The organism is Hymenobacter persicinus (assembly GCF_004167665.1).
In the GTDB taxonomy this organism is placed as follows: domain Bacteria; phylum Bacteroidota; class Bacteroidia; order Cytophagales; family Hymenobacteraceae; genus Hymenobacter; species Hymenobacter persicinus.
Genome location: NZ_SEWE01000032.1, coordinates 40,074 through 65,033 on the forward strand (window position 1 = coordinate 40,074; position 24,960 = coordinate 65,033).

18 protein-coding genes, 1 pseudogene and 1 riboswitch are annotated in these 24,960 nt (G+C 65.2%); of the genes and pseudogenes, 6 read left to right on the forward strand and 13 right to left on the reverse strand.

Annotated features, from left to right (window positions below; all coding sequences use genetic code 11):
• Nucleotides 1-31: 31 nt before the first annotated feature.
• Both EWM57_RS14610 and moaC read right to left on the reverse strand, forming a co-directional pair.
• Nucleotides 32-1,228 carry an NTP transferase domain-containing protein gene (locus EWM57_RS14610; RefSeq protein ID WP_129921897.1) on the reverse strand — a complete coding sequence of 399 codons (1,197 nt, stop codon included), beginning with the start codon at nt 1,226-1,228 and terminating at the stop codon, nt 32-34.
• Nucleotides 1,218-1,709, reverse strand: coding sequence for a cyclic pyranopterin monophosphate synthase MoaC (moaC, locus tag EWM57_RS14615; RefSeq protein WP_129921898.1), 492 nt, complete (start codon nt 1,707-1,709; stop codon nt 1,218-1,220). Before moaC ends, EWM57_RS14610 begins: the two co-directional genes overlap by 11 nt.
• A 220-nt stretch (nt 1,710-1,929) precedes the next feature.
• Here moaC and EWM57_RS14620 point away from each other — a divergent pair, with 220 nt between their 5' ends.
• On the forward strand, nt 1,930-3,153 hold the full coding sequence (locus EWM57_RS14620; protein ID WP_129921899.1) for a molybdopterin molybdotransferase MoeA: 1,224 nt from the start codon (nt 1,930-1,932) through the stop codon (nt 3,151-3,153).
• Between the two features lie 80 nt (nt 3,154-3,233).
• Here EWM57_RS14620 and EWM57_RS14625 read toward each other — a convergent pair whose 3' ends face one another.
• The 9 genes from EWM57_RS14625 to metH all read right to left on the reverse strand — a co-directional run bounded on the left by EWM57_RS14625 (nt 3,234) and on the right by metH (nt 14,009).
• A complete protein-coding gene (locus EWM57_RS14625) occupies nt 3,234-3,686 on the reverse strand; it encodes a putative signal transducing protein (protein ID WP_165370526.1) in 453 nt (150 codons plus the stop codon).
• A 100-nt stretch (nt 3,687-3,786) separates the two neighbouring features.
• Complete coding sequence (locus EWM57_RS21195) at nt 3,787-3,936, reverse strand: MFS transporter small subunit (protein WP_165370527.1); 150 nt, start codon at nt 3,934-3,936, stop codon at nt 3,787-3,789.
• Nucleotides 3,937-3,972: 36 nt separating this feature from the next.
• The gene (locus EWM57_RS14630; RefSeq protein ID WP_165370528.1) at nt 3,973-5,373 is read right to left on the reverse strand and encodes an L-lactate MFS transporter; all 1,401 of its coding nucleotides are present in this window, start codon (nt 5,371-5,373) and stop codon (nt 3,973-3,975) included.
• Between the two features lie 160 nt (nt 5,374-5,533).
• Entirely contained in the window at nt 5,534-7,027 is a 1,494-nt protein-coding gene (locus EWM57_RS14635; protein WP_129921901.1) for an N-acetylmuramoyl-L-alanine amidase, read from the reverse strand.
• Between the two features lie 47 nt (nt 7,028-7,074).
• Entirely contained in the window at nt 7,075-7,611 is a 537-nt protein-coding gene (locus tag EWM57_RS14640) for a hypothetical protein (RefSeq protein WP_129921902.1), read from the reverse strand.
• A gap of 66 nt (nt 7,612-7,677) precedes the next feature.
• A complete protein-coding gene (locus tag EWM57_RS14645) occupies nt 7,678-8,268 on the reverse strand; it encodes an energy transducer TonB (RefSeq protein WP_165370529.1) in 591 nt (196 codons plus the stop codon).
• 277 nt (nt 8,269-8,545) lie between these two features.
• Nucleotides 8,546-9,022: a tetratricopeptide repeat protein gene (locus EWM57_RS14650; RefSeq protein WP_129921904.1), complete on the reverse strand. Its 477-nt coding sequence runs from the start codon at nt 9,020-9,022 to the stop codon at nt 8,546-8,548.
• Nucleotides 9,023-9,146: 124 nt separating this feature from the next.
• A complete protein-coding gene (metF, locus tag EWM57_RS14655) occupies nt 9,147-10,103 on the reverse strand; it encodes a methylenetetrahydrofolate reductase [NAD(P)H] (protein WP_129921905.1) in 957 nt (318 codons plus the stop codon).
• A 189-nt stretch (nt 10,104-10,292) separates the two neighbouring features.
• Complete coding sequence (metH, locus tag EWM57_RS14660; RefSeq protein ID WP_129921906.1) at nt 10,293-14,009, reverse strand: methionine synthase; 3,717 nt, start codon at nt 14,007-14,009, stop codon at nt 10,293-10,295.
• 69 nt (nt 14,010-14,078) lie between these two features.
• Nucleotides 14,079-14,188: riboswitch (SAM riboswitch) on the reverse strand.
• Nucleotides 14,189-14,307: 119 nt separating this feature from the next.
• Here metH and EWM57_RS14665 point away from each other — a divergent pair.
• Nucleotides 14,308-15,432 (forward strand): PA14 domain-containing protein, encoded by a 1,125-nt coding sequence (locus EWM57_RS14665; protein ID WP_165370530.1) that lies wholly within the window; start codon nt 14,308-14,310, stop codon nt 15,430-15,432.
• A gap of 10 nt (nt 15,433-15,442) precedes the next feature.
• On the opposite strand, the gene EWM57_RS14670 is transcribed toward EWM57_RS14665, so the two are convergent.
• Nucleotides 15,443-17,116, reverse strand: coding sequence for a hypothetical protein (locus tag EWM57_RS14670; protein ID WP_129921908.1), 1,674 nt, complete (start codon nt 17,114-17,116; stop codon nt 15,443-15,445).
• Between the two features lie 190 nt (nt 17,117-17,306).
• Between EWM57_RS14670 and EWM57_RS14675 the strand changes: the two genes are divergently transcribed.
• A complete protein-coding gene (locus tag EWM57_RS14675) occupies nt 17,307-18,413 on the forward strand; it encodes an alkene reductase (RefSeq protein WP_129921909.1) in 1,107 nt (368 codons plus the stop codon).
• Nucleotides 18,414-18,670: 257 nt separating this feature from the next.
• Nucleotides 18,671-19,513 carry an SDR family oxidoreductase gene (locus EWM57_RS14680; RefSeq protein ID WP_394345423.1) on the forward strand — a complete coding sequence of 281 codons (843 nt, stop codon included), beginning with the start codon at nt 18,671-18,673 and terminating at the stop codon, nt 19,511-19,513.
• Nucleotides 19,514-19,591: 78 nt separating this feature from the next.
• Here the strand turns inward: EWM57_RS14680 and EWM57_RS14685 are convergent, their stop codons facing one another.
• Entirely contained in the window at nt 19,592-23,593 is a 4,002-nt protein-coding gene (locus tag EWM57_RS14685; RefSeq protein ID WP_129921911.1) for a T9SS type A sorting domain-containing protein, read from the reverse strand.
• Between the two features lie 209 nt (nt 23,594-23,802).
• Between EWM57_RS14685 and EWM57_RS14690 the strand changes: the two genes are divergently transcribed.
• Complete coding sequence (locus EWM57_RS14690) at nt 23,803-24,396, forward strand: gluconate 2-dehydrogenase subunit 3 family protein (protein WP_129921912.1); 594 nt, start codon at nt 23,803-23,805, stop codon at nt 24,394-24,396.
• Nucleotides 24,397-24,445: 49 nt separating this feature from the next.
• Nucleotides 24,446-24,960 (forward strand): annotated as a pseudogene (locus tag EWM57_RS21620) (hypothetical protein); the annotation flags it as partial.

Sequence of the window (24,960 nt, forward strand, 5' to 3'; positions counted from 1 at the left end):
AAGTAGCAGGCGCCCCCCGACTCCGGCCGGTTTATTTTCCAGTGGGCTGCCCTAACTCCCGGCGCACCTGCTCCGCCTCGTCGGGCGTGTTCACGTTGCGCAGCTCCCGCGGGTCGGGGGCGGCCAGCAGCTCGATATCGGAGTTGATCAGGGCCTTGCGGGGGCAGGAATAGCCCAAACTCAGAAAGCGGAGCAGCACGCCGTAGCTGCGGGGCTCCCAGATGGTAATCAGGGGTTCGGGAAACTCGTTTTCGGGGCTCTGAAACGCCGTGGCGACCTTGGCCGCGTTGCGGTGGCCAGCCAAGTGGCGCAGGGTGGCTTCCGTCAGCAAAGGCAGGTCGCAGGCTACCACCAGCCAAGCCGCGTTGGGGTCAGTTTGCAGGGCACTCAGAATACCGCCCAGCGGCCCCAGCTCCAGGAATCGGTCGGGCAGGGCCTGCAGGCCGGCGGGCAGCTCGGCTACTTGGTCGGGGCGGCAGGACACGTGCACGTTGGAGCACACCGCCGCCAGCAGCTGCGCCGCGTAGGCGCGCTGTTCCTGGCCGTGGTAGGCGAGGCGGCCCTTGTCGGTGAGCATGCGCTGGCTCCGACCCCCGGCCAGCACCAGGCCCCGCAGCGGCGGCCGGTGCAGCTGCCACCACTCCCGGATAAAGGCCGCAACAGCTTCGGTATCGTCCAGCAGCAGGGTCGGAATCTGGCCCTTTTCGGCAAAGTGCGCCAGCAGGTACGCCGGCAACTCCCGCACGCCTTCGGAGAGCAGGATCAGCTGCACGTCGGTGAGGCGGTCCAGCTTCTTTTCCAACGGCTTGGCCGGGTCCAGGATGATGATCTGCTGGCGGGCGCGAAAGTGGTTGCCATTAACGAGCACCAGGCTCTGGTGGGCCAGCAACTCTTTCTGGGCAAAGCTGTCCAGCTCCCGGCGCTGGTCGACCCGGCGGAAGGTAATTTTGTCGGTCAGCTCGGCGCTGGCTCCGGCCTGCATAATGGGGCTGGCCCCGCCCGCGCCGCCCTCGGCGGCCTCGTCCCCGGCGGCGTGGTCGGCATCGACGTAGCCCACGCTCAGCGCGGGAGCCAACAAGGGTAGCAGCCGGGTGACCAGCTCCTTGATCTTGCCGCAGGGCGCACCCAGAATAGCCAGCTCGTGGCGGCTGAATTCGCCCACGGCGGGGCGGGCCAGGGCGGCGTGCTTGGTCCGGGTCTGGGACGGAGTGGGGGCATTAGCCGGCATGGTGGAAGTCGTTTTTGCCGCCGGTTTTGTCCAGCAGGCGGGTTTCCTGAATCACGATGTCGTGCGACATGGCCTTGCACATATCGTACACGGTGAGGGCCGCCACGGAAGCGCCGGTCAGGGCTTCCATCTCCACGCCGGTTTTGCCGGTTACGGTGGCCGTGCAGATGATGTGGATGGCGTCGGGTTCCTGCACCTCAATCTGAATCTGGCAGTCGTCGAGGCCCAGCGGGTGGCAAAGCGGAATCAGGTCGGCGGTTTTCTTGGCGGCCATGATGCCGGCCAGAATGGCGGTTTGAAACACCGGTCCCTTGCGGGTGGGCAGGTCGCCGGCCTGGACCAGCTTCAGAATGTCGGCTCCCAGCACCACGCGGCTGCGGGCCCGGGCCAGGCGGCGGGTTGGAGTCTTGGCCCCCACGTCGACCATAGCGGGCTGCCCGGCGGCGTTGAGGTGGGTGAAGGAAGAAGCAAGGTCGGACATAAGGCAGAAGGAGCGTGTGAAGAAAAAGCCGGAGCAGCCGGCAAAAGTTGCGAGAAACTGCGGAACCCCGCGTAAAAACCAGCCGGGCCCCGGCCGGGGCAACGCAGCTTAAACGGCAAATCCAGCTCGGCGGCGGACGCCGGGCCCCGGCGCGGGCGCCGATGAGCGGGTTCGGGCGTACTTTGCGCTCCTGCTTTCCCGTTTGCCATATTCCGCCGCCATGATTTCCGTTGAAGAAGCCTCCCGCCTCGTGCTGGCCACCGTCCGTCCCCAGCCGACTGAAACCGTTGCGCTGACCGAAGCTACCGGCCGCGTGCTGCAAATCGCGCTGCACGCCGACCGGGACTTTCCGCCCTTTCACCGCGTGGCCATGGACGGCATTGCCGTGGCCTTTGCCGCCGTGGCCGGGGGGCAGACGGAGTTTCCCATTGAGGCCACCCAGCTGGCCGGAGCCGTGCCGCAGCCGCTGCTGAACCCGGGCGCGGCCATCGAAATTATGACCGGAGCCATGTTGCCGCCCGGCACCGACGCCGTGGTGCGCTACGAAGACCTCGAGCTGCGGGAAGAAGCCGGCCGCCGGATTGCCCGGGTGCTGGTGCCGCCGCCCGCCGCTGGCCACAACGTGCACCGCCAAGCTGCCGACCGCCGGCAGGGCGACCTGCTGCTGCCGGCCGGGGTGCGGCTGGGGCCGGCCGAAATTGCGGTAGCGGCAACTATCGGAGCCAGTACGGTGCCGGTGGCCCGGCGGCTGCGGGTGGCCGTGGTCAGCACCGGCGACGAGCTGGTGGAACTCGACCAAGCTCCGCTGCCCCACCAGATCCGGCGCTCCAATGCCTACATGGTGCGGGCGGCGTTGCTTGAAGTCGGGGCCGAAGCAGAAATCTTTCATTTCAACGACGACCAGGCTGCCCTGCGCCAGGGGTTGCCGCCGCTGCTGGCCACCTTCGACGCGCTGGTACTCAGCGGGGGCGTCTCGAAGGGCCAGGCCGATTTTCTGCCCGGCGCGTTGCAGGAAGTGGGAGTGGCGCAGGTATTTCACGAGGTGCGGCAGCGGCCGGGCAAGCCGTTCTGGTTTGGGCAACAGGCCGGCGGGGCGGTAGTCTTTGCTTTGCCCGGCAATCCGGTGTCCACTTTCGTTAATTTCTACCAGTACGTGCGGCCCTGGCTGCGGCAATGCCTGCAGCCCCAGGCCCCGCGGCCCGAGCTCAAAGCTCAGCTGGCCGCGTCCGTTACCTTCCGGCCGCGCCTGACCCACTTTCTGCCCGTGCAACTAGACTATTCGCCTCAGGGCTGCCTGCTGGCCCACCCCCAGCCCGCCGGGGGCTCCGGCGACCTGGCCTCCCTGCTCCAGTGCGACGGATTTCTGCGCCTCGATGCCGAGCAGGAGGAGTTTCGGGCCGGGGAGGCTCTGCCGCTGGTACGCTTTCGGGAAGAGGTGAGATAGTGGGATGGTGAGTTGTCGTTCCGTTTGCGCATTTGGCGTAGATCCGCGCCGGCCGAACATCAATTCACCAATTCACCATTTCACAGTTTCCCCTCCGTGCGCTTGAACTCGTGGCGGCAGTGGAAGCAGTGGTAGCGCTTGCCCCGCAACGGGTAGCCCAGCACCATCGACAGCAGCAGCATGGGCCAGCTGTAGGTGTTGCGCGTGGCGGGTCCGAAGGCCACGTCGGTGGAGTCGCAGGCGGGGCAGTGCAGCTCGTCGGCGGGTGGGGTGTCGTCGGCCCGGGCGACGGTCATGGGCACGGTTTCGTAGCGCAGGATTTCGGCGGCGGCCGGCGCGTCCTGCTCCCGCACGTGCAGGCGCACGCCGCCCGAGGCCGGCCCGTAGAGGCGGTTGAGCGAAACTAGGTTTTCATTCGTCAGAAAGCAGGGAATCTGCTCGGCCTCCAGGCGGCCCTTGGCCAAGTGGGCCGTGATGGGGTCAGCAAAGGATTCGAGGAGCACAATGCGGGATTCCGGCGGCTGGGAGGTCATGATTCGGAAGGCATAATCGGAGCCTAAGAAACAAACAAAAAGAGCATTTGGCGCCCGGCCAAATGCTCTTTTTTTCATGGGTATGCGCCGAAATACGCGGCTACTGAAACAAGGCCAGGGCCTTCACAAAAGTCTGCGACACGCCCCAGAGCAGCGGGATACCCACGAAGGCCCAGGCAATGACCAGCGCGCCGGTGGAGGAGCTGGTTTCGGTGGTAGAAGCGGGAGTCGAATTGGCGGGTTGATTCATGGCGAACTAGGGAAAAGAAAAGTGAACAGGTGGGGCTTAGTGGCCGCCGGCCTCGGGCGTTACGGGCCCTTTTTCGTTGTAGCGCTCATTGACGGCCGTCACGGCCAGGTTGGCCAGAAAGCCTACGGCCAGCAGGCCCGCCATGGTGTAGAACACGGGCTGGTAAGCGGCGGCGCCCTTGAGCCCTTCGGCCTTGCGGCTCTCCGACAGCCAGTTGACGATAACCGGGCCCAGCACCCCCGCCGTGCTCCAGGCCGTGAGCAGCCGGCCGTGGATGGCACCGACCTGGTACTTGCCAAACAGGTCGGAGAGGTAGGCCGGAATCGTGGCGAAGCCCCCACCGTACATGCTGATAATCACGCAGGCCACCACCACGAACAGCGTGAGCTGAGCGTTATGGCCCAGCGTGGGCACCAGGGCGTACATCACGATGCCCAGACCGAAATAAATGGCATAGGTGACCTTGCGGCCCAGCTTATCCGAGGCCGACGACCAGAAGAATCGGCCGAGCAGGTTGAACAAGCTCAGCAGCCCCACAAAGCCGGCGGCGGCGGCCACGGTCACGCCCCGGCCCGGGCCCATGGCCTTGTCGGAAAATGTTTCCTGAATCAGGGGCGAGGCCGTTTCCAGCACGCCGATACCCGCCGTCACGTTGGTCAGCAGCACCACCCACAGCAGCCAGAACTGGGGCGTCTTGATGGCATTGTCGGCTGATACGTTGCCGCTGGTAATCAGGGCGCTGTGCTCGGCGTTGGGCACGTAGCCGGCCGGGGCCCAGTCGTCGGCGGGCACCCGAATGGTCCAAACGCCGAACTGCATGAACAGGAAGTAGATGATGCCCAGCGTGATAAAGGTGGGTGCCACGCCCATTGGCGCTGAGTCCTTGAAGTGAGCCATCAGGGCCACCGACAGCGGGGAGGCAATCATGGCCCCGCCTCCGAAGCCCATAATGGCCATGCCGGTAGCTACGCCTTTGCGGTCGGGAAACCACTTAATCAGGGTGCTGACGGGCGAAATGTAGCCGATGCCCAGGCCGATGCCCCCCACGAAGCCGTAGCCGAAGTACAGTAGGGGCAGGCTGTGCAGGTGCACACCCAGGGAGCCGATAAAAAAGCCGCCCGCAAAGCACAGGGCCGCCGCCATCATGGCCTTGCGCGGCCCAACCCGTTCGAGCCACTTGCCGAAGATGGCCGCCGACAGCCCCAGCAGCACAATGGCAATGGAGAAAATCCACCCGATCTGGCCGGGCGTCCAGTCGCCGGTGGCCGGATGGTCCACGTCGCCGCTAAGCAGGGCGCCAAGCGGTTTTTTGAAGACGCTGAAGGCGTAGGCCTGGCCGATAGCAAGGTGAATGGCGAGGGCGGCGGGCGGAATCAGCCAGCGGTTGTAGCCGGGGCCCGCAATGGTGCGGCTGCGGTCCAGTAGAGAAACTGCCATGGGGATGTGGTGGGTTAGAAGAAAAAGAGCGAGGTCCCGGCCGCAGCCCGGCCAGCAATTGGGGTCGTGGTGCTTGGAGACAAGGAAGATAGCCGCTTTAACGGCCTATTCTCACCCGTGTACGGATAAATATTGCTAAACAGCTATAGGTGCCTCGCGTTTAGCGCAGCGCGGGCTCCTTCAGCAGCCAGCCCCGCGGACCTTGGGCCCGGCTGGCACGCAGAAAACCTTCCAGGCCGGCCCGCATCCGTTCGGCCATCTGCTGCTGAAACTGCGGGTCCACGAGCCGCTTTTCGTCTTCGGCATTCGAGAGAAAAGCCGTTTCAACCAGAGCGTTGGGGTATTCGGTAGGGCCGTTGAGGCCGAAGTTGAAGCTGCCCACGTTGCCGAAACCCTTGAGGCCAGTCTGCCGCATCTGTTCGTAGAGGGCCAGCGCCAGCGGCCGAAAGGCCACGTAGCGGTAAAAGGTGCTCGTGCCCTGCACTGCGGGGCTGCCCGCCGAGTTGACGTGGATGCTGACCAGCAGATCGGGGCGCAGCTGGCGCAGCAGCAGCACCCGGTAGCCGTTGTCGACGGTGGCTTGGGTTTCGCGGGTCATCAGTACCCGGGCGCCGGCCTGCTCCAGTTCCCGGCGCAGCTTCTGGGCAATGGCCAGCGTGAGCACCTTCTCCTGGCTGCCGGCGGTGCTGGTGGCTCCCACGTTTTCGCCCCCGTGCCCGGCGTCGATGGCGACGATGAGGCCGCGCAGGCGCATCTTGGCCGGGGGGCGCTTTACTTTGATGACCAGCGTGTTGCCCTGGTAGCCAATGCTGTAGCCCCAGGCCTGCTGGTGGCGCAGGGGCAAAATCAGGCGGAAAACGTCGGGCTGGAGCTGCTGGTAGCGCACGTCGCCGAGCTCCCGAATGCCGTCGCGCTGGGTTATCCAGTTGGTGTTGGAAGTGGCCCCGAATACGTCCACAACCAGCGTGGTCGGGTCCTGGAGCAGCTCGGAGCGGTAGGGTAGGCGGGCATCGAGCGGCACGCGCACGTAGTCGTAGAGCGAGTCGCCGCTGACGCTCCAGGAGCCGGTCAGGGACGTAGGCACGAAGCTGCCGGGCGGCAGCAGGCGCACCACGTCCTGGGGCACCCAGGCCTGCTGATTCTCGGCTAGCCGCACCCGGTACTGGCCGCCCACCATGCCGGTGAGGTGCAGCACCACGAGCGAATCGAGGTAGCCCATCTTGGCCCCGCCGAGCCGGTCTTCGCCCAGGCCGTAATTCAGATACGCCAGCGGCCCCTTGGTAACGGCCAGCTGGGGTATATTCGCGTCCAGAAAGCGCACCTTCGAGCGGCTGACGGCCGAGGCCAGCACCGTGCTGTCGGGGCGCAGAACCTGAAACTGAATGGGCCGGTTGTGGAGCGTGTCGCCGGGCTGGACCACGTAAGTAGCCTGGTAGATGCCGCGCTGCCCCTTCGTCAGTGCCGGGTTCAGTTCCGGCATGGGCAAGCCGCGCAGAAACGTGACGCGCTGGCCGGGCAGACCCTTTAGGCGCACCTGCAGCCGGTCGCCGGGCTGAAGCCACTGGTTGGCGGCGGGCACGGTTTCGGCGCTGGTAATCGGGCTTTGGGCGTGGGCAGAGCCGGCCAGCAGTGCCAGGGCGGGCAGTAGACGCAAAAAGCCCCGTAACGAAGACGGGGCTTTACGAAGCGGGGTAAGCACGGCTAGTTTTTAACGGCTTGGCCCAAATCCTTCACGTCGCGGCCAGTTTCGAGGGCCGTAAACTCGGCCTGCAGGGCGCGGATGTGGAGCTCGTCGCGGCCTTTCACGTCGAGACGGATGGCCTTGAGCTGCTCGTTGAGGCGCTTGTAGATGGCTGTGGCGTAGTCCCAGTCGCGCTGGGTCCACTGCTTCTGCCGGGCGCGCACCTGCTGCAAAAACTGCTTGTAGGCCGGCTCGATGGTGGTGGGCGTCAGCGTTTCGATGCTCGCGTAGGTACCCAGCAGCTCGGCCGTAAACGTGCTCAGACTGGTGTTGTCGAGAGGCTGACGGTTGCGGGCCCGCGAGGTTGAGTCGAAGGTAGCGGCGCGGTGCCCGGCCGTTTTGAGCTTGGCCGCGGCCCGGTCGGCGAGGCTGTCGAGGTTGCGGGCTTCGGTGCGCACAATCTCCTGCCGCTCCCGCGGGGTAGTGTCGCAGCTGGTCAGGGCAACGGCCGCCAGCAGGGCCGCCGCTGGCAGAAAAAACAGGCTGGATGATTTCATAGCCGGGGTGTACGTAATTCCGGCGCCGGGGATGTAGGCCCCATCTGCCCGGCGCCGGCCTGCGCCTTACTGCGCAACCACCACCGGCGCCTGGAGCTTGAAGGTAAAGGGCAGCTCGTAGACCACCGGCACCGCGTGGCCGTCCTTACGAGCCGGAATCCACTGGTTGGGAATCTTGCGGCACACGCGCATGGCTTCCTCGTCGCAGCCCCCGCCCACGCTGAGCAGAACTTTGTGGTTGGAAGCCTGGCCCAGCGTGTCGATGGTAACGGCAATGAGCACCTTGCCCTGCAGGTTGCGCTGCTGGGCGGCCGTCGGATACACCAGCTTGCTCGTGTAAGCTGCCAAGGCCACGTCGCCACCGATAAACAGCGGAGGCTGGTCGACGCGGCTGCGGGTCCACTGCCCGGGCTGCAGCTCGACCAGGTAGGGAATGTCTTCCACGGGGCGGAAGAAAATAAGCTTCTTGGTGGTGTGGTCGTACTTCTGCACCTTCACCTGGCGGCCGTCGCGGGTGTGGGCGTAGTACTCCCAGACGCCGACTTTGGTGCCTTTCTCCAGCATACCGCTTTCGGTGTCGGTAGTGCGCAGGCGCTGGGCAAGGGAGGAAAAAGGCAGGAGCAGGGCGAAGAGCCCAAACAGTAAGAGTTTGTTCATAATTGGTGGGAATTGGGGATGGCAGCAGGGCGCGGGCAAAAGCCAACCACTTCCTTTTTCCATGCGGCGGACCGAACGGGGAAGAAAGTAATTGGTAAAATTATTACCGTTTAAATACAATTAAGGGCGCTGGATATTGATAGCGCTGCTAAACTGTATTTAACTCGGTAACCAATGATAAGCAGACTGATACGGAGACTAATACCGGGCTTGAGCAAACCATTGATCCGGGAAATTTACAACTATTCCGGTTCTCGCCAAAAAATAAGTTGGTTTGTCAGGCCTGCCCGCCGAGGCGGTCCTGCAGGTCACGCAGCTGGCTTTGCAGGCCGGGCAGGTGGGGGCAGATGCGGGCCAGCCGCTGCAACACGTGCAGGGCACCCCGGTCGTCGCCGAGCATGCGCAGGATGGTGGCCCAACCGGCCAGGGCGCCGAAATGGCGGGGCTCACGCCGCAGGGTTTCGGCAATGTCGAGCAGGGAGGTGCGGTACTCGCCGCGCAGGTAGCGGGCCGTGGCGCGCTTGTTCCAGCCCTCGGCAAACGCCGGCCGGGCCTCAATGATGGCACTGAACTCGTGGATGGCGAGGGTGTAATCGTCGGCGGCCAAGGCGCGCATGCCGGCCTCGAGCTGCTTGTCGAGCAGGGCGTCGCCGGTTTCGAGCCAGAGCTGCCAGATGCCGTTTTGCAGGGCTTCAATCTCGGCCGGCACCGTGGCCGTGCGCAGCTGGTCAAACAGGGCGTCGAGCGGAGTCAAATGGTGAGATAGTGAAATGGTGAATTTGTGAAGGTGACGCTGGGCTGCCATGCTGCCGTGCCATTGGCGCAGGTAGCGCTAATAGAACGAAAACTCGCCATTTCACAAGTTCACCAGTTTACCTTTAAAACAGCGCCGCGGCCACCCGGCGGATGGATTCGGACTTGCCCATGGAGTAGTAGTGCAGGCAGGGCACGCCGTGGGCCATCAGCTCCCGGCTCTGGTTGATGCACCACTCAATGCCAATCTGGCGGGCCGCCTCGTTGTCGGGGGCCAGGTGCACGGCTTCGGCCAGCTCCTCGGGGATGTTGAGGTAGAAGGAGCGGGGCAGCATGGTGAGCTGGCCCTTGGTGGTCAGGGGCTTGAGGCCGGGAATGATGGGCACGGTGATGCCCGCGTCGCGGCAGCGCTTTTCGAAGGCGAAAAACTGCTCGTTATCGAAAAACATCTGGGTCACGATGTACTCGGCGCCGCGGTCCACCTTGTGCTTGAGGTAGCGCAGGTCGGCGCCGTAGTTGGGGGCCTCGAAGTGCTTTTCGGGGTAGCCGGCCGTGCCGATGCAGAAGTTGGTGGCCCAGGTGTCGTCCTGTTCCTCGTCGAGGTACTCGCCCTTGTTGAGGTTGGCTACCTGCCCGATCAGGTCGCAGGCGTAGCTGTGGCCGTCGGGCTCGGGCTTGAACATTCCTTCGCTCTTAATCGGGTCGCCGCGCAGGGCCAGCACGTTGTCGATGCCCAGAAAGTGCAGGTCAATCAGGGCGTTTTCGGTTTCCTCCTTCGAGAAGCCCCCGCAGATGAGGTGGGGCACGGTGTCCACGTCGAAGCGGTTTTTGATGGCCGCGCAGATGCCCACCGTGCCGGGCCGACGACGCACGGTTTTCTTCTCGAGCAGGCCGTTGGGGTGCTGGCGGTACACGTACTCCTCGCGGTGGTAGGTCACGTCAATAAACGGCGGCTTGAACTCCAGCAAAGGTTCGATATTCGAAAACAGCGTCTGGATATTCTCGCCCTTGCGGGGCGGCAGCACCTCGAAGGAAAACAGCGTCTTGCCGGCGGCGCGGGACAGGTGGTCGGTTACTTTCATAGAGAGCTCCGACCAGGGGCCGAAGAGGCATTGCGTGGGTAATGGTAGCTCCCCTCCTCAGATGAGGAGGAGTTGGGTGGGTGACAGTCGTTGAACAAGTCAGAATTAGTTTTAACGGGTCGTTCAACAATTTTACCACCCCGGCCTTCGGCCACCCCTCCTTGAAAAAAAGGAGGGGAACTTACGTTCCTACAGCGCCGTGACGGGCACGGTGGTAGGCTCGTAGTTCAGGTTCGGCGACAACCACCGCTCCAGCTCGGCCACGGGCATGTTTTTGCGCCGGGCAATATCCTCGACTTGGTCTTTGCCGATTTTACCCAGGCCGAAGTAGCGGGAATCGGGGTGGGCGTAGTAGAGGCCGCTGACCGAGGAAGCGGGGTACATAGCCAGGTTTTCGGTGAGCTGGATGCCGGTCTGGTTGTCGGCGTCGAGCAGCTTGAACAGGGTGATTTTCTCGGTGTGGTCGGGGCAGCCGGGGTAGCCGGGGGCGGGCCGCACGCCGCGGTACTGCTCCTGAATCAGCTCTTCCTTAGTCAGCTTTTCGTCGGCCGAGTAACCCCAGAACTCCTCCCGCACCCGCTGGTGGAGCCGCTCCGCAAAAGCCTCGGCCAGCCGGTCGGCCAGGGCCTTGATCATGATAACCGAGTAATCGTCGTGGTCGGCCTCAAACTGCTCGATGAGCTTTTCAATGCCCAAACCGGCCGTGACGGCAAAGCCCCCGATATAGTCCGGCCGGCCGGAGTCCTTGGGCGCGAGGAAGTCGGAAAAGGCGAGGTTGGGAATGTTCGGGCCCTTTTCGCCCTGCTGGCGCAGGGTGAAAAACTCGGTCTGCACGCGGCTGCGCGTATCGTCGGCGTACACTTCGATGGTGTCGGCATCGACGGTGTTGGCGGGCCAGAAGCCGACCACGGCCCGGGCCGTGAGCAGGTTTTCGGCAATGACTTTTTGCAGCATGGCCTGGGCGTCGGCGAAGAGCTTGGTGGCGGCTTCGCCCAGGTTTTCGTCGTCCAGGATGCGCGGGTAGCGGCCCTTTAGCTCCCAGGTATGAAAGAACGGCGTCCAGTCGATGTACTCGGCCAGCTCGGCCAGCGGGTAGTTATCGAGGACTTTGGTGCCCAGGAACGTGGGCTTGGTAATGGGCACGGCGGTCCAGTCCGACTTAAAGCCGTTGGCCCGGGCCGCCTCAATGGGCAGGTAGCTTTTCTCGCGCTGGCGGCCGGCGTAATCCTGGCGCAGGGCGGTGTACTCGTCGCGCACGGTGCGGGCGTAGGCTTCGGCGCTGGAGCCCAGCAGGCTGGCGGCCACGCCCACCGAGCGGGAGGCGTCGTGCACGTGCACCAGGGGGCCGGAGTAGGAGGGCGCCACCTTCACGGCCGCGTGCAGGCGGGAGGTGGTAGCTCCACCGATGAGCAGCGGGATTTTCAGGCCGCGCTGCTCCATTTCCTGGGCCACGTACACCATCTCGTCGAGGCTGGGCGTAATCAGGCCGCTGAGGCCGATAACGTCGACCTGCTGCTTTACGGCCTCGTCCAGAATCCGCTCCAGGGGCACCATCACGCCCAGGTCCACGATGTCGAAGTTGTTGCAGGCCAAGACCACGCCCACGATGTTCTTGCCGATGTCGTGCACGTCGCCTTTCACGGTGGCCAGCAGGATTTTGCCGGCCGTCTGCCGCTCCGAGCCCTGCTTGTCGGCCAGCAGGTAGGGCTCCAGGTAGGCCACGGCCTTTTTCATCACCCGGGCCGACTTCACCACCTGGGGCAGAAACATCTTGCCGGCCCCGAACAGGTCGCCGACCACGTTCATGCCGGCCATCAGCGGGCCTTCAATGACTTCGAGCGGGCGGCCCACCTGCTGGCGCACTTCCTCGGTGTCCTGGTCGATAAACTCGGTGATGCCGCGCACCAGCGCGTGCTGAAGCCGCTCGGCCACCGGCAGGCTGCGCCAGGCGTCGGCTACCACTTCCACCTTATCCTTCTGCTTGACGGTCTCGGCGAAATCGACGAGCCGCTCGGTGGCGTCGGGGCGGCGGTTGAGCAGCACGTCTTCCACCAATTCCAGCAAATCCTGCGGGATTTCGTCGTAGACGGCCAGCTGCCCGGGGTTGACGATGCCCATGTCGAGGCCGGCGCGGATGGCGTGGTAGAGGAAGGCCGAGTGCATGGCTTCGCGCACCACGTCGTTGCCGCGGAAGGAGAAGCTGATGTTCGACACCCCGCCGCTGGTGAGCACGCCGGGCAGGTTTTGCTTGATCCAGCGCACGGCCTCGATAAAGTCGAGGGCGTAGTGGCGGTGCTCCTCCATGCCAGTGCCCACCGTGAGGATGTTGGGGTCGAAGATGATGTCCGAAGCCGGGAAGCCGACTTCGTTCACCAGGATGTCGTAGCTGCGCTTGCAGATGGCAATGCGCTTTTCGAGCGTGTCGGCCTGCCCGTTTTCATCAAAGGCCATGACCACCATGGCCGCGCCGTAGGCCCGTACCGTACGGGCGCGCTGCCTGAACACTTCCTCGCCTTCCTTCAGCGAAATCGAGTTGACGATGCTCTTACCCTGGGTGCACTTCAGACCGGCTTCGAGCACGCTCCACTTCGAGGAGTCAATCATCACCGGCACCCGGGAAATGTCGGGCTCGGAGGCAATCAGGTTCAGAAAGGTCGTCATAGCCTGCTCGGAGTCGAGCATGCCCTCGTCCATGTTCACGTCGAGCACCTGGGCGCCGCCTTCCACCTGCTCACGCGCTACTTGGAGCGCGGCTTCATAGGCGCCGGTCCGGATCAGGCGGGCAAAGGCCCGGGAGCCGGTCACGTTGCACCGCTCCCCCACGTTCACAAACAAGGAGTCGGGCGTGATGCCGAAGGGCTCCAGCCCGGCCAGGCGGGTGGCCGGGGGTACCTGGTGCAGCCGGCGAGGCGGGTATTTATCGGCCAGCTTGGCCAGCTCGGCAATGTGCTGAGGCGTGGTGCCGCAACAACCGCCGGCCACGGTCACGATGCCTTCCTTGAGGTAATTTTCGACGACGGCCGCAAATTCCTGGGCCGACTCGTCGTAGCCGCCGAAAGCATTGGGCAGGCCGGCGTTGGGGTAGGCCGAAATGTGCACGTCGGCCAGACGGCTCAGCTCTTTCACGTAGCCGTGGAGCTGGTCGGCGCCGAGGGCGCAGTTCAGGCCCACGCTCAGCAAAGGCAAATGGCTGATAGAGTTCCAAAAGGCCTCCACCGTCTGGCCCGAGAGGGTGCGGCCGGAGGCGTCGGTGATGGTGCCCGAAATCATAACCGGCACGACTTTGCCGCCTTCGTCGAAGAACTTCTGCACCGCAAACAGGGCCGCCTTGGCGTTGAGCGTATCGAAGATGGTTTCAATCAGCAGCGTGTCGGAGCCGCCCTCCACGAGGCCGCGCACCTGCTCGTGGTAGGCGGTGGCCAATTCGTCGAAGGTGACGGCGCGGAAGCCGGGCCGGTTCACGTCCGGCGACAACGAGGCCGTGCGGTTGGTGGGGCCGATGGCGCCGGCCACGAAGCGGGGCTTCTGCGGGTTGCGGGCCGTGAACTCGTCGGCCACTTCCCGGGCAATGCGCGCCGATTCGAAGTTGAGCTCATACACCACGTGCTCCAGTCCGTAGTCGGCCTGGGCAATGGTGGTGCCGCTGAACGTGTTGGTTTCCACCATGTCGGCCCCGGCTTCGAAGTAGTCGGCGTGGATGCCCCGGATAATGTCGGGGCGGGTCAGGCTGAGCAGGTCGTTGTTGCCGCGCAGGGGTTTGGGGTGGTCGGCGAAGCGGGAGCCGCGAAAGTCCTCCTCGGTCAGCGTGTGGCGCTGAATCATGGTGCCCATGGCCCCATCGAGCACGAGGATGCGCTGCTGCAGAATGTCGTAAAGCGGGGAGGCGGGGCGGGGCGTGGGCTGCATATCGGCGGCTTTCCAAATAAGGCGGTACTAAAAAGCCTATCCAGAAAGAGCCGCGCGGGGCGAGTCCTGTTCTTATCTTCTTCCAGAGCCGGAGCTGTGAAATGGGAGTTGGCACCTTGTTTTATTTCAGGTTGCCAAGACGTCGTCGGGCCCAGTCCCTCGGTCTTTCTGGATAAGTAACATCACGAAGATACAGCAGGAATTTGCGGAATCCAATTTTGAAAGAACCGGGGTATTCCGCTTTTTCGGCTGTCCTTCGGGCCACGGTTTACGCCGGCCCGCCATGCTTCGTATTGCTATGCTACCTCCCCTTCGCCTGCTCCTGTGGACTGCCTTGCTGCTGCTGCCCGCGGCGCTGCTAGGGCAGCGCCTGCCCAAAACGGCCGGCGCCGGCCTGCGGGCGCAGTACTACGACGGCAGGAACTTCGAGAAGCTGGTACTCACCCGTCTCGACCCGACCATCGACTTCAACTGGACTCTGGGCCCATCCAGCCCCAACAAGGCGCCCCAGCAGTTTGTGGAGCCTGGTCCGGGCGTGCCGGCCGAGTATTTCTCGGTGCGCTGGATGGGCCACCTCTACGCCCCGGTCACCGGCCGCTACACCTTCCGCATGGTCAGCGACGACGGCATGCGGGTGTGGGTGGGCGGCAAGAAAGTCCTGAGTTCCTGGCACGACCAGGCGGCCACCGAAGTCACGGCCGAAGTCGACCTAATCGGGGGGCGCTACTATCCGCTGCGGGTCGAGTACTACCAAATGCAGCGGGACACCCGGGCCCTGCTGGCCTGGCAGCGCCCGGATGAGCCGTCGGCCGAACCCGCGCCGATACCACCTGCTTTTCTCTACGCCGCGCTGCCCCCCACGGCCAAGCCCATTCCGGTTCCGGCAGCCGCGCCGCCCGTGGCAGCGAAGAGCTCGGGCGGGCCGGCACCCGCCAAGCCTGCCCTGGTACCCGCTCGGCCACCCGCCCCGAAGCCCACGGCCGTACTGCGCCGCCGGCCCGCCGCCGTAGTGCCCACGCCAGTGCCCCGGCCCGCTGCTGATAGTGCTACCAAGTCGTTGCCCGATTTATCGGCCCTGAGCCGGGGGGCGGCCGTTACGCTGCCCAACCTGTACTTCACCCAGAGCACGGCCGCGCTGCTACCGGCCTCGCGGCCCATGCTCAACCAGCTGGCCCGCACCCTGCAGGCCCAGCCCGCGCTTCGCCTCGAAATTGCGGGCCACACCGACAACGTGGGCGAGCCGGCCCTGAACCTGCGCCTGTCGGAGCAGCGGGCCCGGGTGGTGCGGCGCTACCTCGTGCAGCAGGGCATCGATTCGGTGCGGCTGACGGCCAAGGGCTACGGCGATACACGCCCCGTGGCCGACAACCGGGACCCGCAGCAGCGGCCCCGCAACCGCCGGGTGGAAGTGGTGGTGCAGTAAGAAGCAGAGCTTAAGGCTGGACTTCCACGCTCAAAATAATGGTGCGCATGGTGGGCAGCCATAGGCGCTGCCGGGCGTGGTGCTGCTCCAAAAATGCCGCCACGGCCGGGGTGGGTGGCGTATCCGGGTTCAGGTCAAACAGCATAAGCGTGGGCCGGGAGGTGCGCAGGGGGGCGTGGGCCAGCAGGGAGTCGGCATCGAGCACGATGTGGCCGGCCAGCCGGGCCGCAATTTCCACCCGCTTGTTGTAGTAGTTACGCCCCATAATCACCGGTTCCCCGGGCTGCACCGTGCGCAAAAACCGGTCGAGCTGGCGCACGTCGGCACTGATACCCTGGGATTTATCCATAAAGAAAGCCGGCTCCTTCAGCAGGTTCTGGGCCGTGCGCCGGTCCCGGGTGGCCAACGACAAGAGCAGCGAAAACCCGAGCAGCGCTACGGCCACCCTACGTCCGGCGGGATTCAGCCGGGCGGGGCGGGCCAAGGTCAGCACCAACAGCATGGCCGAAACGCTCATAAAGGCCGGTAGAAAGTAGCGGGTGTCGGCCACGTAGGTCCAGCGGCCGCCGGCAAACCAGCCTACCAGCGCGGCCGGGTAGCGCAGGGAAAGCGCCGTCAACAGGCCGGCGCAGAGCAGGGCCGTGCCGCCCGCCAGCAGGTGAAACAGCACCCCGGGCGTGGGCCAAAGCCGTCCTTGCCGGTAGGCTGCCCGCCATTCCTGCCGCAGCCCCAGGGCCAGCACCCCGGCTACTACTACCGATACCGCCAGCACCGCCCCAACTCGTAGCGCGACGCCGTGAGGCACCCGGCTGAAGTCCAGCTCGTTTGAGAAAAAGCTGTGGTAGAGCACCGGGTCGAATTGTCCGAGATGGTACCAGTACAGGCCCAGCCGGGCGGCCGTTGGGGCCTCGGTGGCCAGCTGGGTGTAGAACTTGGTGATGTAGTAGGCGTCGCCGGCAATGCGAGCCTGATAGAGCAGCAGCGCCCCGACCAGCGCCAGCAGCAGCAGCAGACTCGCCAGAGCCGGGCGCCGCAGTTGGGGCCGCCAGCGCCAGGCAAACACCAGCAGGGTCAGCGGCAGAAAAAACGCCAGCGGGTAGTAGGCAAACCGCAGCAGGCAGGCCCCAAACCCCAGCGCGCTCATCAGTAGCGGGCCCGGGCCGGGCGGGCGGCGGGCCGGGCGAGTAAGCAGCTGCAGCAGCACCGCCAGCCCACCGGTGTAGCAGGCCAGGGCCAGCAGGTCAGTGCCGAACAGCAGGTGAAACGGGGCATTGCTCAGGCCCCAGAACAGGAAGATTACCGCCGGGGCGTAGGGCACTAGCCTGCTTTTGAGCGGTTTGAGTAGCCACCACCAGGCCAGCAGCAACCCCAGCAGGCCGGCCCAGTGCATCACCTGAGTGCCCACCAGCACCTCGGGCGACACCCAGCGCAGCAGCCCCGCCATCAGCCAGGCGTAGCCGGGCGGCCACAGGTTCAGGGGCTCAAACACCGGGGCCGACACATCCTGCCAGTTCACCCGGGCCAGGCTCACCCCGTGCCCGCGCAGCAGATTGACCGCGCTTTCGGTCTGGGTCTGCATGTCGCGGGTGAGGGCGGGCATGGCCAGCTCGTGGGCCCAGCGCAGCAGCACGGCCAGGCCGAAAGCCAGTCGGTTGAGCAGGGGCCAGGAAAGCTTGGAAGGCATAGCGAAAGGGCGAGGCGGGCCGGACAGGGGTGCGGCGAAGGTAGCGCAAGGCCGGGCAGCGGACAACGTTGCCGGTGGGCGCGCATGCCGGTCGGCAACTTTACGGGGCTCCGGTGGTTCATACCCGCAGCCGCCCCGCCCACGTCCGCGGCGGAAGCGGCTTTTCACCCGCCGTAAACCTTACGTTCTCATGTCCCAAGACCAAGCCATCCTGTTTTCGCCCGCTACGCTGGGCGCCCTCACGCTTAAAAACCACGTGGTAATGGCCCCTCTGACCCGCAGTCGGGCCATTGGCAACACGCCCAACGAGTTGATGGCTACCTACTACGGGCAGCGCGCCGAAGCGGGCCTGATCATCACCGAAGGCACTTCACCCGCCCCCGAGGGCCTGGGCTACGCCCGCATTCCGGGCTTGTTCAACGCTGATCAGGTGGCCGGCTGGAAGCTGGTCACGGATGCCGTACACGCCCGGGGCGGCCGGATTTTCGTGCAGTTCATGCACACGGGCCGGATTTCCCACCCCCTGAACCTGCCCGCCGGGGCCGAAATCGTGGCGCCCTCGGCTCTGGCCGCCGCCGGCGAGATGTGGACCGACCAGCAGCAGCTCCAGCCCCAGCCTACGCCCCGGGCCCTGACCACGGCCGAGGTGAAAGATCTGGTGCAGCAGCACGCCGCCAGCGCCAAGCTCGCCATCGAGGCCGGTTTCGACGGGGTGGAGCTGCACGGGGCCAACGGCTACCTGATTGAGCAGTTTCTGAACCCGGCCGCCAACCAGCGCACCGACGAGTACGGCGGCAGCGTCGAAAACCGCAACCGCTTTGCCCTGGAAGTAGCCCGGGCCACCATCGCCGCCATCGGGGCCGACAAAGTGGGTATCCGCCTCTCGCCCTACGGCCTGGCCGGCGACCTGAAGCCCTTTGCCGAACTGGACGAGCAGTATCTGGCCCTGGCCGGGCAGCTCCAGCAGCTGAATCTGGTCTACGTGCACCTGGTCGACCACTCCAGCATGGGCGCCCCGAAAGTGCCGGCGGAGCTGGTGGCTGGCATCCGGGAGCGGTTTACCAACACCCTGATTCTGAGCGGGGGCTACGACAAGCAGCGCGCCGAAGCCGACCTGCAAAGCGGCAAGGCCGACCTGGTTGCTTTTGGCCGCCCCTTCATTGCCAACCCCGACCTGGTCACGCGTCTGCAGCAGGACGCCGAACTGGCCCAGCCCAACCCCGAGAAGTTCTACACGCCCGGCCCCGAGGGCTACACCGACTACCCAACCCTGGCCAAGCAGAACGCTACCGCCTAGCCCGCGGGTGACGTTGCCTAAAAACCCCGGTTCGCGTCGTCGCGGGCCGGGGCATTTTTTGCGCACTCAAGCTCGGCGGTAGCGCCGGTGGGCACGACTACCCGGCGGTTTTTTGCGTAAGCGGAAGTTCTACTCTATTCCGCCTTGCTATGACTGCCAAAAAAGCTGCCACTCCCGCCAAAACCGCTGCTGCCGCCAAAGCGCCGGCCAAGAAGGCCGCCCCCGCCAAGCCCGAGAAGCGCCCCACGGCCAAAGACATGAAGTCCGCGGCCCAGAAGCTGCCTTACCCGGCCAAGCAGGCCGACATGAAGCTCCAGCCCGACACGGATTTTGCCAACTACAAGGCCGCCGGCAAGCTGGAAGGCAAAATTGCCCTCGTCACCGGCGCCGACTCCGGCATCGGGCGGGCCGTGGCCATTGCCTTCGCTCTGGAAGGCGCCGACGTGGCCGTGCTCTACAACGAAAACGACGTGGACGCCCAGGAAACCCAGCGGCAGATTGAGAAGCGTAAGCGCAAGTGCTTATTGCTCAAGCTCGATGTGCGTGACCCGGAACAGTGTCGGCAGGCCGTGCGCCGCACCCGCGCCGAACTGGGCGGCCTCAACATTCTGGTCAACAATGCCGCCTTCCAGATGGCCCAGGAGAAGTTCGAGGACATCCCCGAGGAGCAGATTCGCCGCACCTTCGACACCAACATTCTGGGCTACTTCTGGATGGCCCAGGCTGCCGTACCCCACTTCAAGGCCGGCGACTGTATCATCAACACCGGCAGCATCGTGGGCCTGACCGGCAACCCGCTGCTGATTGATTACACGGCCACCAAGTCGGCCATTCACGCCTTTACCAAGTCGTTGGCCACCCACCTGGGCGAGCGGAACATTCGGGTCAACTGCGTGGTGCCGGGCCCGGTCTGGACGCCCAACATTCCGGGCACCATGCCCCGGGAGGAAGTCGAGAAGTTCGGCTACGAAGTGGCGTTGGCCCGCCCTGGTCAGCCCGAGGAATTGGCGCCCGCCTACGTGCTGCTGGCCTCCCAGGATGGCTCCTTCATGACCGGCAGCCTGGTCCACGTGACGGGCGGCAAGATGAGCTCCGACTAGTAAGCAACAGCTTCGTTTCAACGCAAAAGGGCGGCTCCACTGCGGAGCCGCCCTTGTTACGTTGGATTCACCAGTCGTTTATTCCACCACGATTCGTCGGCTGGTGGTCTGGCCCTCGGTGGTCAGGCGCAGCAGATACATTCCTTTCGTCAGGCTCTGCAAATCGAGGGGGTGCTGGGTGGCGCCGCCGCGGTGGCTGACCTGCTGCTGCAACACCGGCCGGCCCAGGGCATCGACCAGCTCCAGAGCAATAGCCCGGGCCGGACCCTGCACGGCCAGGGTCATCAGGCCCGCCGTGGGGTTGGGGTAGCACGAAACGCTCAGTTCGCGCAGGGCGGCCACGGTGGCCGTGCCCTGCTGAATGGTGAGCGTGACGGCCGTGGCCGGGCTCACGCAGGCATTCAGCGAATCGACCACGTAGTAGGTGTACACGCCCACGGCGGTGCGGCCAGTGGCGTAGCTCGGGCCGGCAAACAGGCGCTGGGTCAGGGCCGCGTTGGCGTACCACACCGCCACGCCGGGGCTGGTGGTCGTGGCCATCAGGTTTGGCACGGGCTGGTTGAAAATGGCGGTTTGATTGGATGCCGCGGGCGCCGGGCGGGCCTCGGGCGTGAACTCAAACGCGCCAATGTCGGGGGCCGTGGTGCTGCGCAGGGTGCCGTTGTAGTCGGTCGTGACGCCGGCCACCGGGCGGGCGCGGCCGTTGAGGTTGCAGTTGGCATTCGGCAACGGCGCCAGGTCCGTGGCGTTGACCAGACGGTACACGGGGTTGGTAACGAGGCTGGCCGCATCCTGGCCGGTGGCGGTGCGTAGCGCTGCCAGCGTGGGGCGGGGGGTGCCATTGACATACGCCAGCGTGGCCCGCGGGCCCTGAGCCGAGTAGGCGTTGTTGTCGGACAGGGTGAAGGGCGAGGCCGTCGGCGCGGAGTAAAGCGCGTACGCCTTGCCGCCCGTCGCCGTCGTGGTCTGCTCGTTCACCAGCACGTTGTTGACCAGCGCCACGTCCGTCACGCCATTGGCGACTGTCACGGCGCCGGAAACGGGCGTGGTGCCCTCGGCCAAGTTGCCGGTCATGCGCACGGTGTTATAGGCCAGCTTATAGCCGCCGCCGCTGGTCAGGTACACGCCGTGGGGCGTGAAGGAAATGCCGTCGTCGCCGCTGCTCAGGATTTCAGAAATGACGTTGTTGGCTACGGTCACGTTGGCATTGCTCCCCGTGGCCGACAGGCGGATGCCCGTAGCACCGTAGCTGTTGGAAGTACCCGTGCCGGTGTGCACGACGTCGCGAATACGGTTGCCGTCGATAACGCCATCGGTTGAGGTGCCGCTTACCACTATCCCGGCCACGGCCGGACTCGTGGCCCGGGTTATGCCAAGGACGACATTCTTCTCCAGCCGGAAGCCCGTGGTATTGACGATGACAATGCCGCTACTGCCAATTTTGTCGGCTGCCACGCTGCTGCTGCCGACAGAGTTGAAGGCAGCCATGAAGTTGGTACAGTTGCTCTGGGCCTGAATGCCCGTGGCCGTGCGTGCGATGCTGCAGTTGCGCACCATGCCGTTGGCCGCGCCACTGAACGCCACACCGTAGGCCGTCAGGGAGCTGGCCGCCCGCAGCTCCACGGACCGCAGCGCCACGTTGTTGCCCGTCACGAAGATGACGCCACTGCTGGTGGCCGTGCCGGTATTGGCCAGGGCCAGGGAGCCGCTGTTGCCCACGGGCGTAACGCCTTCCACCGTAACGTAGCTGGCATCGATGATGAGCAGGGGAGTGGCGGCGTTGGCCGTGAGCACTACCGTCCGCAGCGGCCCCGGCTTCAGCAGCACCGTGTTGGCCACGCTGGAGCCGGTGTTGGCATTGAGCGTGATGGGGTAGGTTTCGTTGGGGTAGGCCGTGTCGATGAGCTGCAGGGTGAGGGCCCCGCTGAGCTCATTGCTGTTCAGGGCGGCCACGGCGGCCGTCAGGGTGGGGTAGTCAGCCGCTGCGGAAACGCCCACGGTTTTCACCCCGCTGATCAGGCCCAGCACCCGGTAGGAATTGGGCGCAGTGGGCGCGCTACTGATGCTGGCCACGCTGGTGGCGGCGAAGCCCGGGGCGGGGGAGGCCCCCACGTTGGGCGTGGCGGCTAAATCCTGGGCCGTAACGAAATACTCGATAACGTCGCCAGCCGTAGGGGGCGTGCGGAGCTTGCTCACGTCGAGGGTAAAGTTGACGCTGCCCCCGGGCGCGGCCCCGGTGTCCACCCATTTCCAGCCGTTGCCGGTGGCATCGTTGGGAACGGTGAAGACGTTGGCGTCAGAGCTTTTCTTGTAGTACAGGCGCGGGCCGAGCGGGGCGGTGGTATTCACGCCGCTGGGGTCGTTGATGAACACGTTCAGGCTGCGGTTGCCGGTGCTGGCGGTGTTAGGCAGGGACGTATACACGATGCTGGGCCCGGAAAGGTCGACGCCCTGGAAGGCGCCCTCGTCGGCACCCAGGTCGGGGCTGGCCACGGTGCGGGCCTGCGCGTCGATGTCGGTGGGCACGGGCAGGGCCGAGGCCGACAGGTTCTGGCCGCCGCCTTCCACCTGGGTAGGCACGCCGGTCTGGATGTGCGGGTCGGTCAGCGGGTTCACAAACGGCACGTTCTCCGTCACCGAATTCTGCTCGGCCGGCGCCGCGCGCTGCTTGTACTGAGCCAGAGTCTGATCTACGCCCGGGGCGGTGGCCACGCCGTAGAAGATGGGGGTTTCGGCGGAAGGCGGGCCGGCGTAAAACAGGTTGTTGTTGGACGCGGCGGCCAGATTGGTCAGCGCGGCAGTGCTCTTAAAGAACGCCGCGGCCACCCCGCCCCCGCCCGCGGGCAGGCCGGTCACTAGGTTCACGAAGATGTTGTTGCGCAAATCCACGGCCGGAGTTCCCGAAATATAGAAGGCCCCGCTTTTGTTCGATGGCGCCGTGGCCGCGTAGGTCAGCACCACCGTGTTGTGGTAGCAGTAGTTGTTGGTGCCCCCGCGGAAGCTCAGGGCCCGCACCGAGGTGCCGGCCGTGCTCACCGTAGCCCGGATGTCGTAGACGAAGTTGTTGAACACGTTGTTGGTCGTGCCCGCGGTGATGTCCATGCCCGAAGCAAAGCCCGAGGTGCCGGTGGAAGCAATGTCGTAGGTGCGGTTGCGCCCGATGTTGTGGAGCGTGCCGCTGTTGACGTAAATGCCCTGGGAGGCCGAGGTCGTGCCCGTGCCGGTCATGGCGTGGACGCGGTTGTCGAGGATGTCGACCACGTTGGCCGCGCCGCTGGAGTAGATGCCGTACACGGCGCTCGACGAGCTCAGGCCCGACACGTCCATGCCGGTGACTTTGGCGCTGGTCTGGCTGCGCAGGTAGATGCCGTACACGGTGCCGGTGGTAGGACCGCCGCTGGCGGGGTAGCCCACGCTCAGCACCCGGCCCGGGGCCCCGCCCGCCAGCGTCCCGATTTCGTTGCCGCTGTCGGTGAGCGTGCTGCCCGCGTCGAGGTTGTAGCCGTTAAAGCAATCCTGCACGGTGTTGGACAGGAAGCGGTTGGCGTTGTTGCCCCCGTCCTGCACAAACACGCCGAAGGTGCGGGTGGTATTGGCGCGGTTCAAATCCAGGGTGCAGTTCTGCACGAGGTTGTTGGTGGCGCCGCCCTTGAGCCAGAGGCCGTATTCGAGCTGCTGGGCCGGGGTGGTGTTGGCGGCCGGGTCCGAAATGTCTACGCCGTCGAGGGTCACGTAGTCGGCCCCGTCGAGGGTCAGGCCCGCGTCGGTGGCGCCAGTGCCGGTTCCTTCGAGACGGGGGTTGGCCGCCGTACCGTCCTTGCGGAAAATAATGGGGTTACTGGCCGTGCCGCTGGCCGTCAGGGCCGGGGGCAGCTCACTGAACACGGCCCCGCTTTTCACCTGAAACGTGACGCCGCCCGCGCCCACGCCGCCCGCATTCAGGGCCGTAATGGCGGCCGTGAAGGTCGCATAGTTGTTGGGCCCCGTCCCGGCGGGGTCAATGGTTTTGGTGCCTGCCAGTTGGGCAAAAGCGCCGTGGCTGAGCGCCAGGGCCAGCAGGGAGTAGAAGATTCGTTGCATAGGCAATAAGCAGGAGGGTGAAAGGTGGTGTGGAAGATAGAAAGAATAGGATGAAACAGCCAGGCCGCCGCCCGGATTCGCCTGCCCGGAACAGACAAAACGCCCCCGGCGCGGTTGTGCTTATTCCCCGGCCGCGGGCGCCAACAACCTTCCGGCAAGCTCGGCAGTACAGGGAAGCACCTTCTCCTTCTGGTTTCGTCTGTTTTTATATGCCCGATTCGTCTTATCCCGCCGGTACCGTCCGGGCCCTGCTGCCCACTGAGCTGGTCACGGAAGCCACCCGCGCCGCCCTGACGGCCCGCCTGACGCCCCCAGCGGCCCCGCAATTCTTCGAGCCCGCCACGTATGCCCTGCTGCAGGCCGTGGCGGCCCGGCTGTTTCCCCAGCCCGACCGCGCCGAGCCCATTGAGCTGGCCGCCGCCATCGACCAGCGCCTGCTCCAGGGGCTGTCTGACGGCTGGCGCTACGATGCGCTGCCACCCGACCGGGAGGCGTTTCGGCTGGGTTTGGGGGGGCTAAATCAAAGCGCGGAGCTGCTCCACGGCCGCGGCTTTCTGGAATTGGCGCCCGAGCAGCAGGACGCGGTGCTCCACGCCGTGCAGGCCGGCTCCGCCCCCGGCGACATCTGGCAGACCGTGCCTGCCCCCCGCTTCTTCGAGGAAATGCTGGCCGAGATGACCGAAACCTACTATGCCCACCCGCTGGCCCAGGAAGAAATCGGCTACGTGGGAATGGCCGACGTACCCGGCTGGGCGAAAATTGGCCTCAACGAAAAAGAAGACCGGGAGCCGGAAGAGCGGTAAGATGGTGAAGTTGTGAAACGGTGAGTTGTTCTGCTGCCTTTGTCGGCGTATGACGAACGATTCACTTCTCACCCTGCTGCCACCTCACCACCTCACCATTTCACAATTTCACCACATGCCCGACGAAGAAACGCTGGAAGAAGGGGTACTCGACCCCGTGAAGCCCGAAGTGCAGGACCCGCTGCTGCAAAGTATCCTGGCCGAAGCGGCCGCCCCTACGGCCCCAACTGAGCTGGAAGAAAAGCTGGAAATTCCGGTGACGCCCGACGAAGTCGACTGCGTGGTTATCGGTACTGGCGCCGGCGGGGCCCCGCTGCTGGCCCGGCTGGCCATGGCCGGCCTGAAGGTGGTGGCGCTGGAAGCCGGCCCCTGGCACGACCCGAAGAAAGACTTCGCCACCGACGAAAAAGCCCAGGAGTTTCTGTTCTGGAACGACGAGCGGCTGTCGGCGGGCAAAAACCCGCTGGCCTACGGCAAAAACAACTCTGGCACCGGCGTAGGCGGCTCCACGCTGCACTACACGGCCTACACGCCCCGCCCCCAGCCCGCCGACCTGCACCTGCA

Coding starts and splice junctions, on each gene's coding strand:
- EWM57_RS14685 (WP_129921911.1), bottom strand. CDS start 23,593: ATGCAACGAATCTTCTACTCCCTGCTGGCCCTGGCGCTCAGCCACGGC.
- metH (WP_129921906.1), bottom strand. CDS start 14,009: ATGCAGCCCACGCCCCGCCCCGCCTCCCCGCTTTACGACATTCTGCAG.
- EWM57_RS14675 (WP_129921909.1), top strand. CDS start 17,307: ATGTCCCAAGACCAAGCCATCCTGTTTTCGCCCGCTACGCTGGGCGCC.
- EWM57_RS14680 (WP_394345423.1), top strand. CDS start 18,671: ATGAAGTCCGCGGCCCAGAAGCTGCCTTACCCGGCCAAGCAGGCCGAC.
- moaC (WP_129921898.1), bottom strand. CDS start 1,709: ATGTCCGACCTTGCTTCTTCCTTCACCCACCTCAACGCCGCCGGGCAG.
- EWM57_RS14640 (WP_129921902.1), bottom strand. CDS start 7,611: ATGAAATCATCCAGCCTGTTTTTTCTGCCAGCGGCGGCCCTGCTGGCG.
- metF (WP_129921905.1), bottom strand. CDS start 10,103: ATGAAAGTAACCGACCACCTGTCCCGCGCCGCCGGCAAGACGCTGTTT.
- EWM57_RS14665 (WP_165370530.1), top strand. CDS start 14,308: ATGCTACCTCCCCTTCGCCTGCTCCTGTGGACTGCCTTGCTGCTGCTG.
- EWM57_RS14645 (WP_165370529.1), bottom strand. CDS start 8,268: ATGAACAAACTCTTACTGTTTGGGCTCTTCGCCCTGCTCCTGCCTTTT.
- EWM57_RS21195 (WP_165370527.1), bottom strand. CDS start 3,936: ATGAATCAACCCGCCAATTCGACTCCCGCTTCTACCACCGAAACCAGC.
- EWM57_RS14625 (WP_165370526.1), bottom strand. CDS start 3,686: ATGACCTCCCAGCCGCCGGAATCCCGCATTGTGCTCCTCGAATCCTTT.
- EWM57_RS14670 (WP_129921908.1), bottom strand. CDS start 17,116: ATGCCTTCCAAGCTTTCCTGGCCCCTGCTCAACCGACTGGCTTTCGGC.
- EWM57_RS14610 (WP_129921897.1), bottom strand. CDS start 1,228: ATGCCGGCTAATGCCCCCACTCCGTCCCAGACCCGGACCAAGCACGCC.
- EWM57_RS14620 (WP_129921899.1), top strand. CDS start 1,930: ATGATTTCCGTTGAAGAAGCCTCCCGCCTCGTGCTGGCCACCGTCCGT.
- EWM57_RS14690 (WP_129921912.1), top strand. CDS start 23,803: ATGCCCGATTCGTCTTATCCCGCCGGTACCGTCCGGGCCCTGCTGCCC.
- EWM57_RS14630 (WP_165370528.1), bottom strand. CDS start 5,373: ATGGCAGTTTCTCTACTGGACCGCAGCCGCACCATTGCGGGCCCCGGC.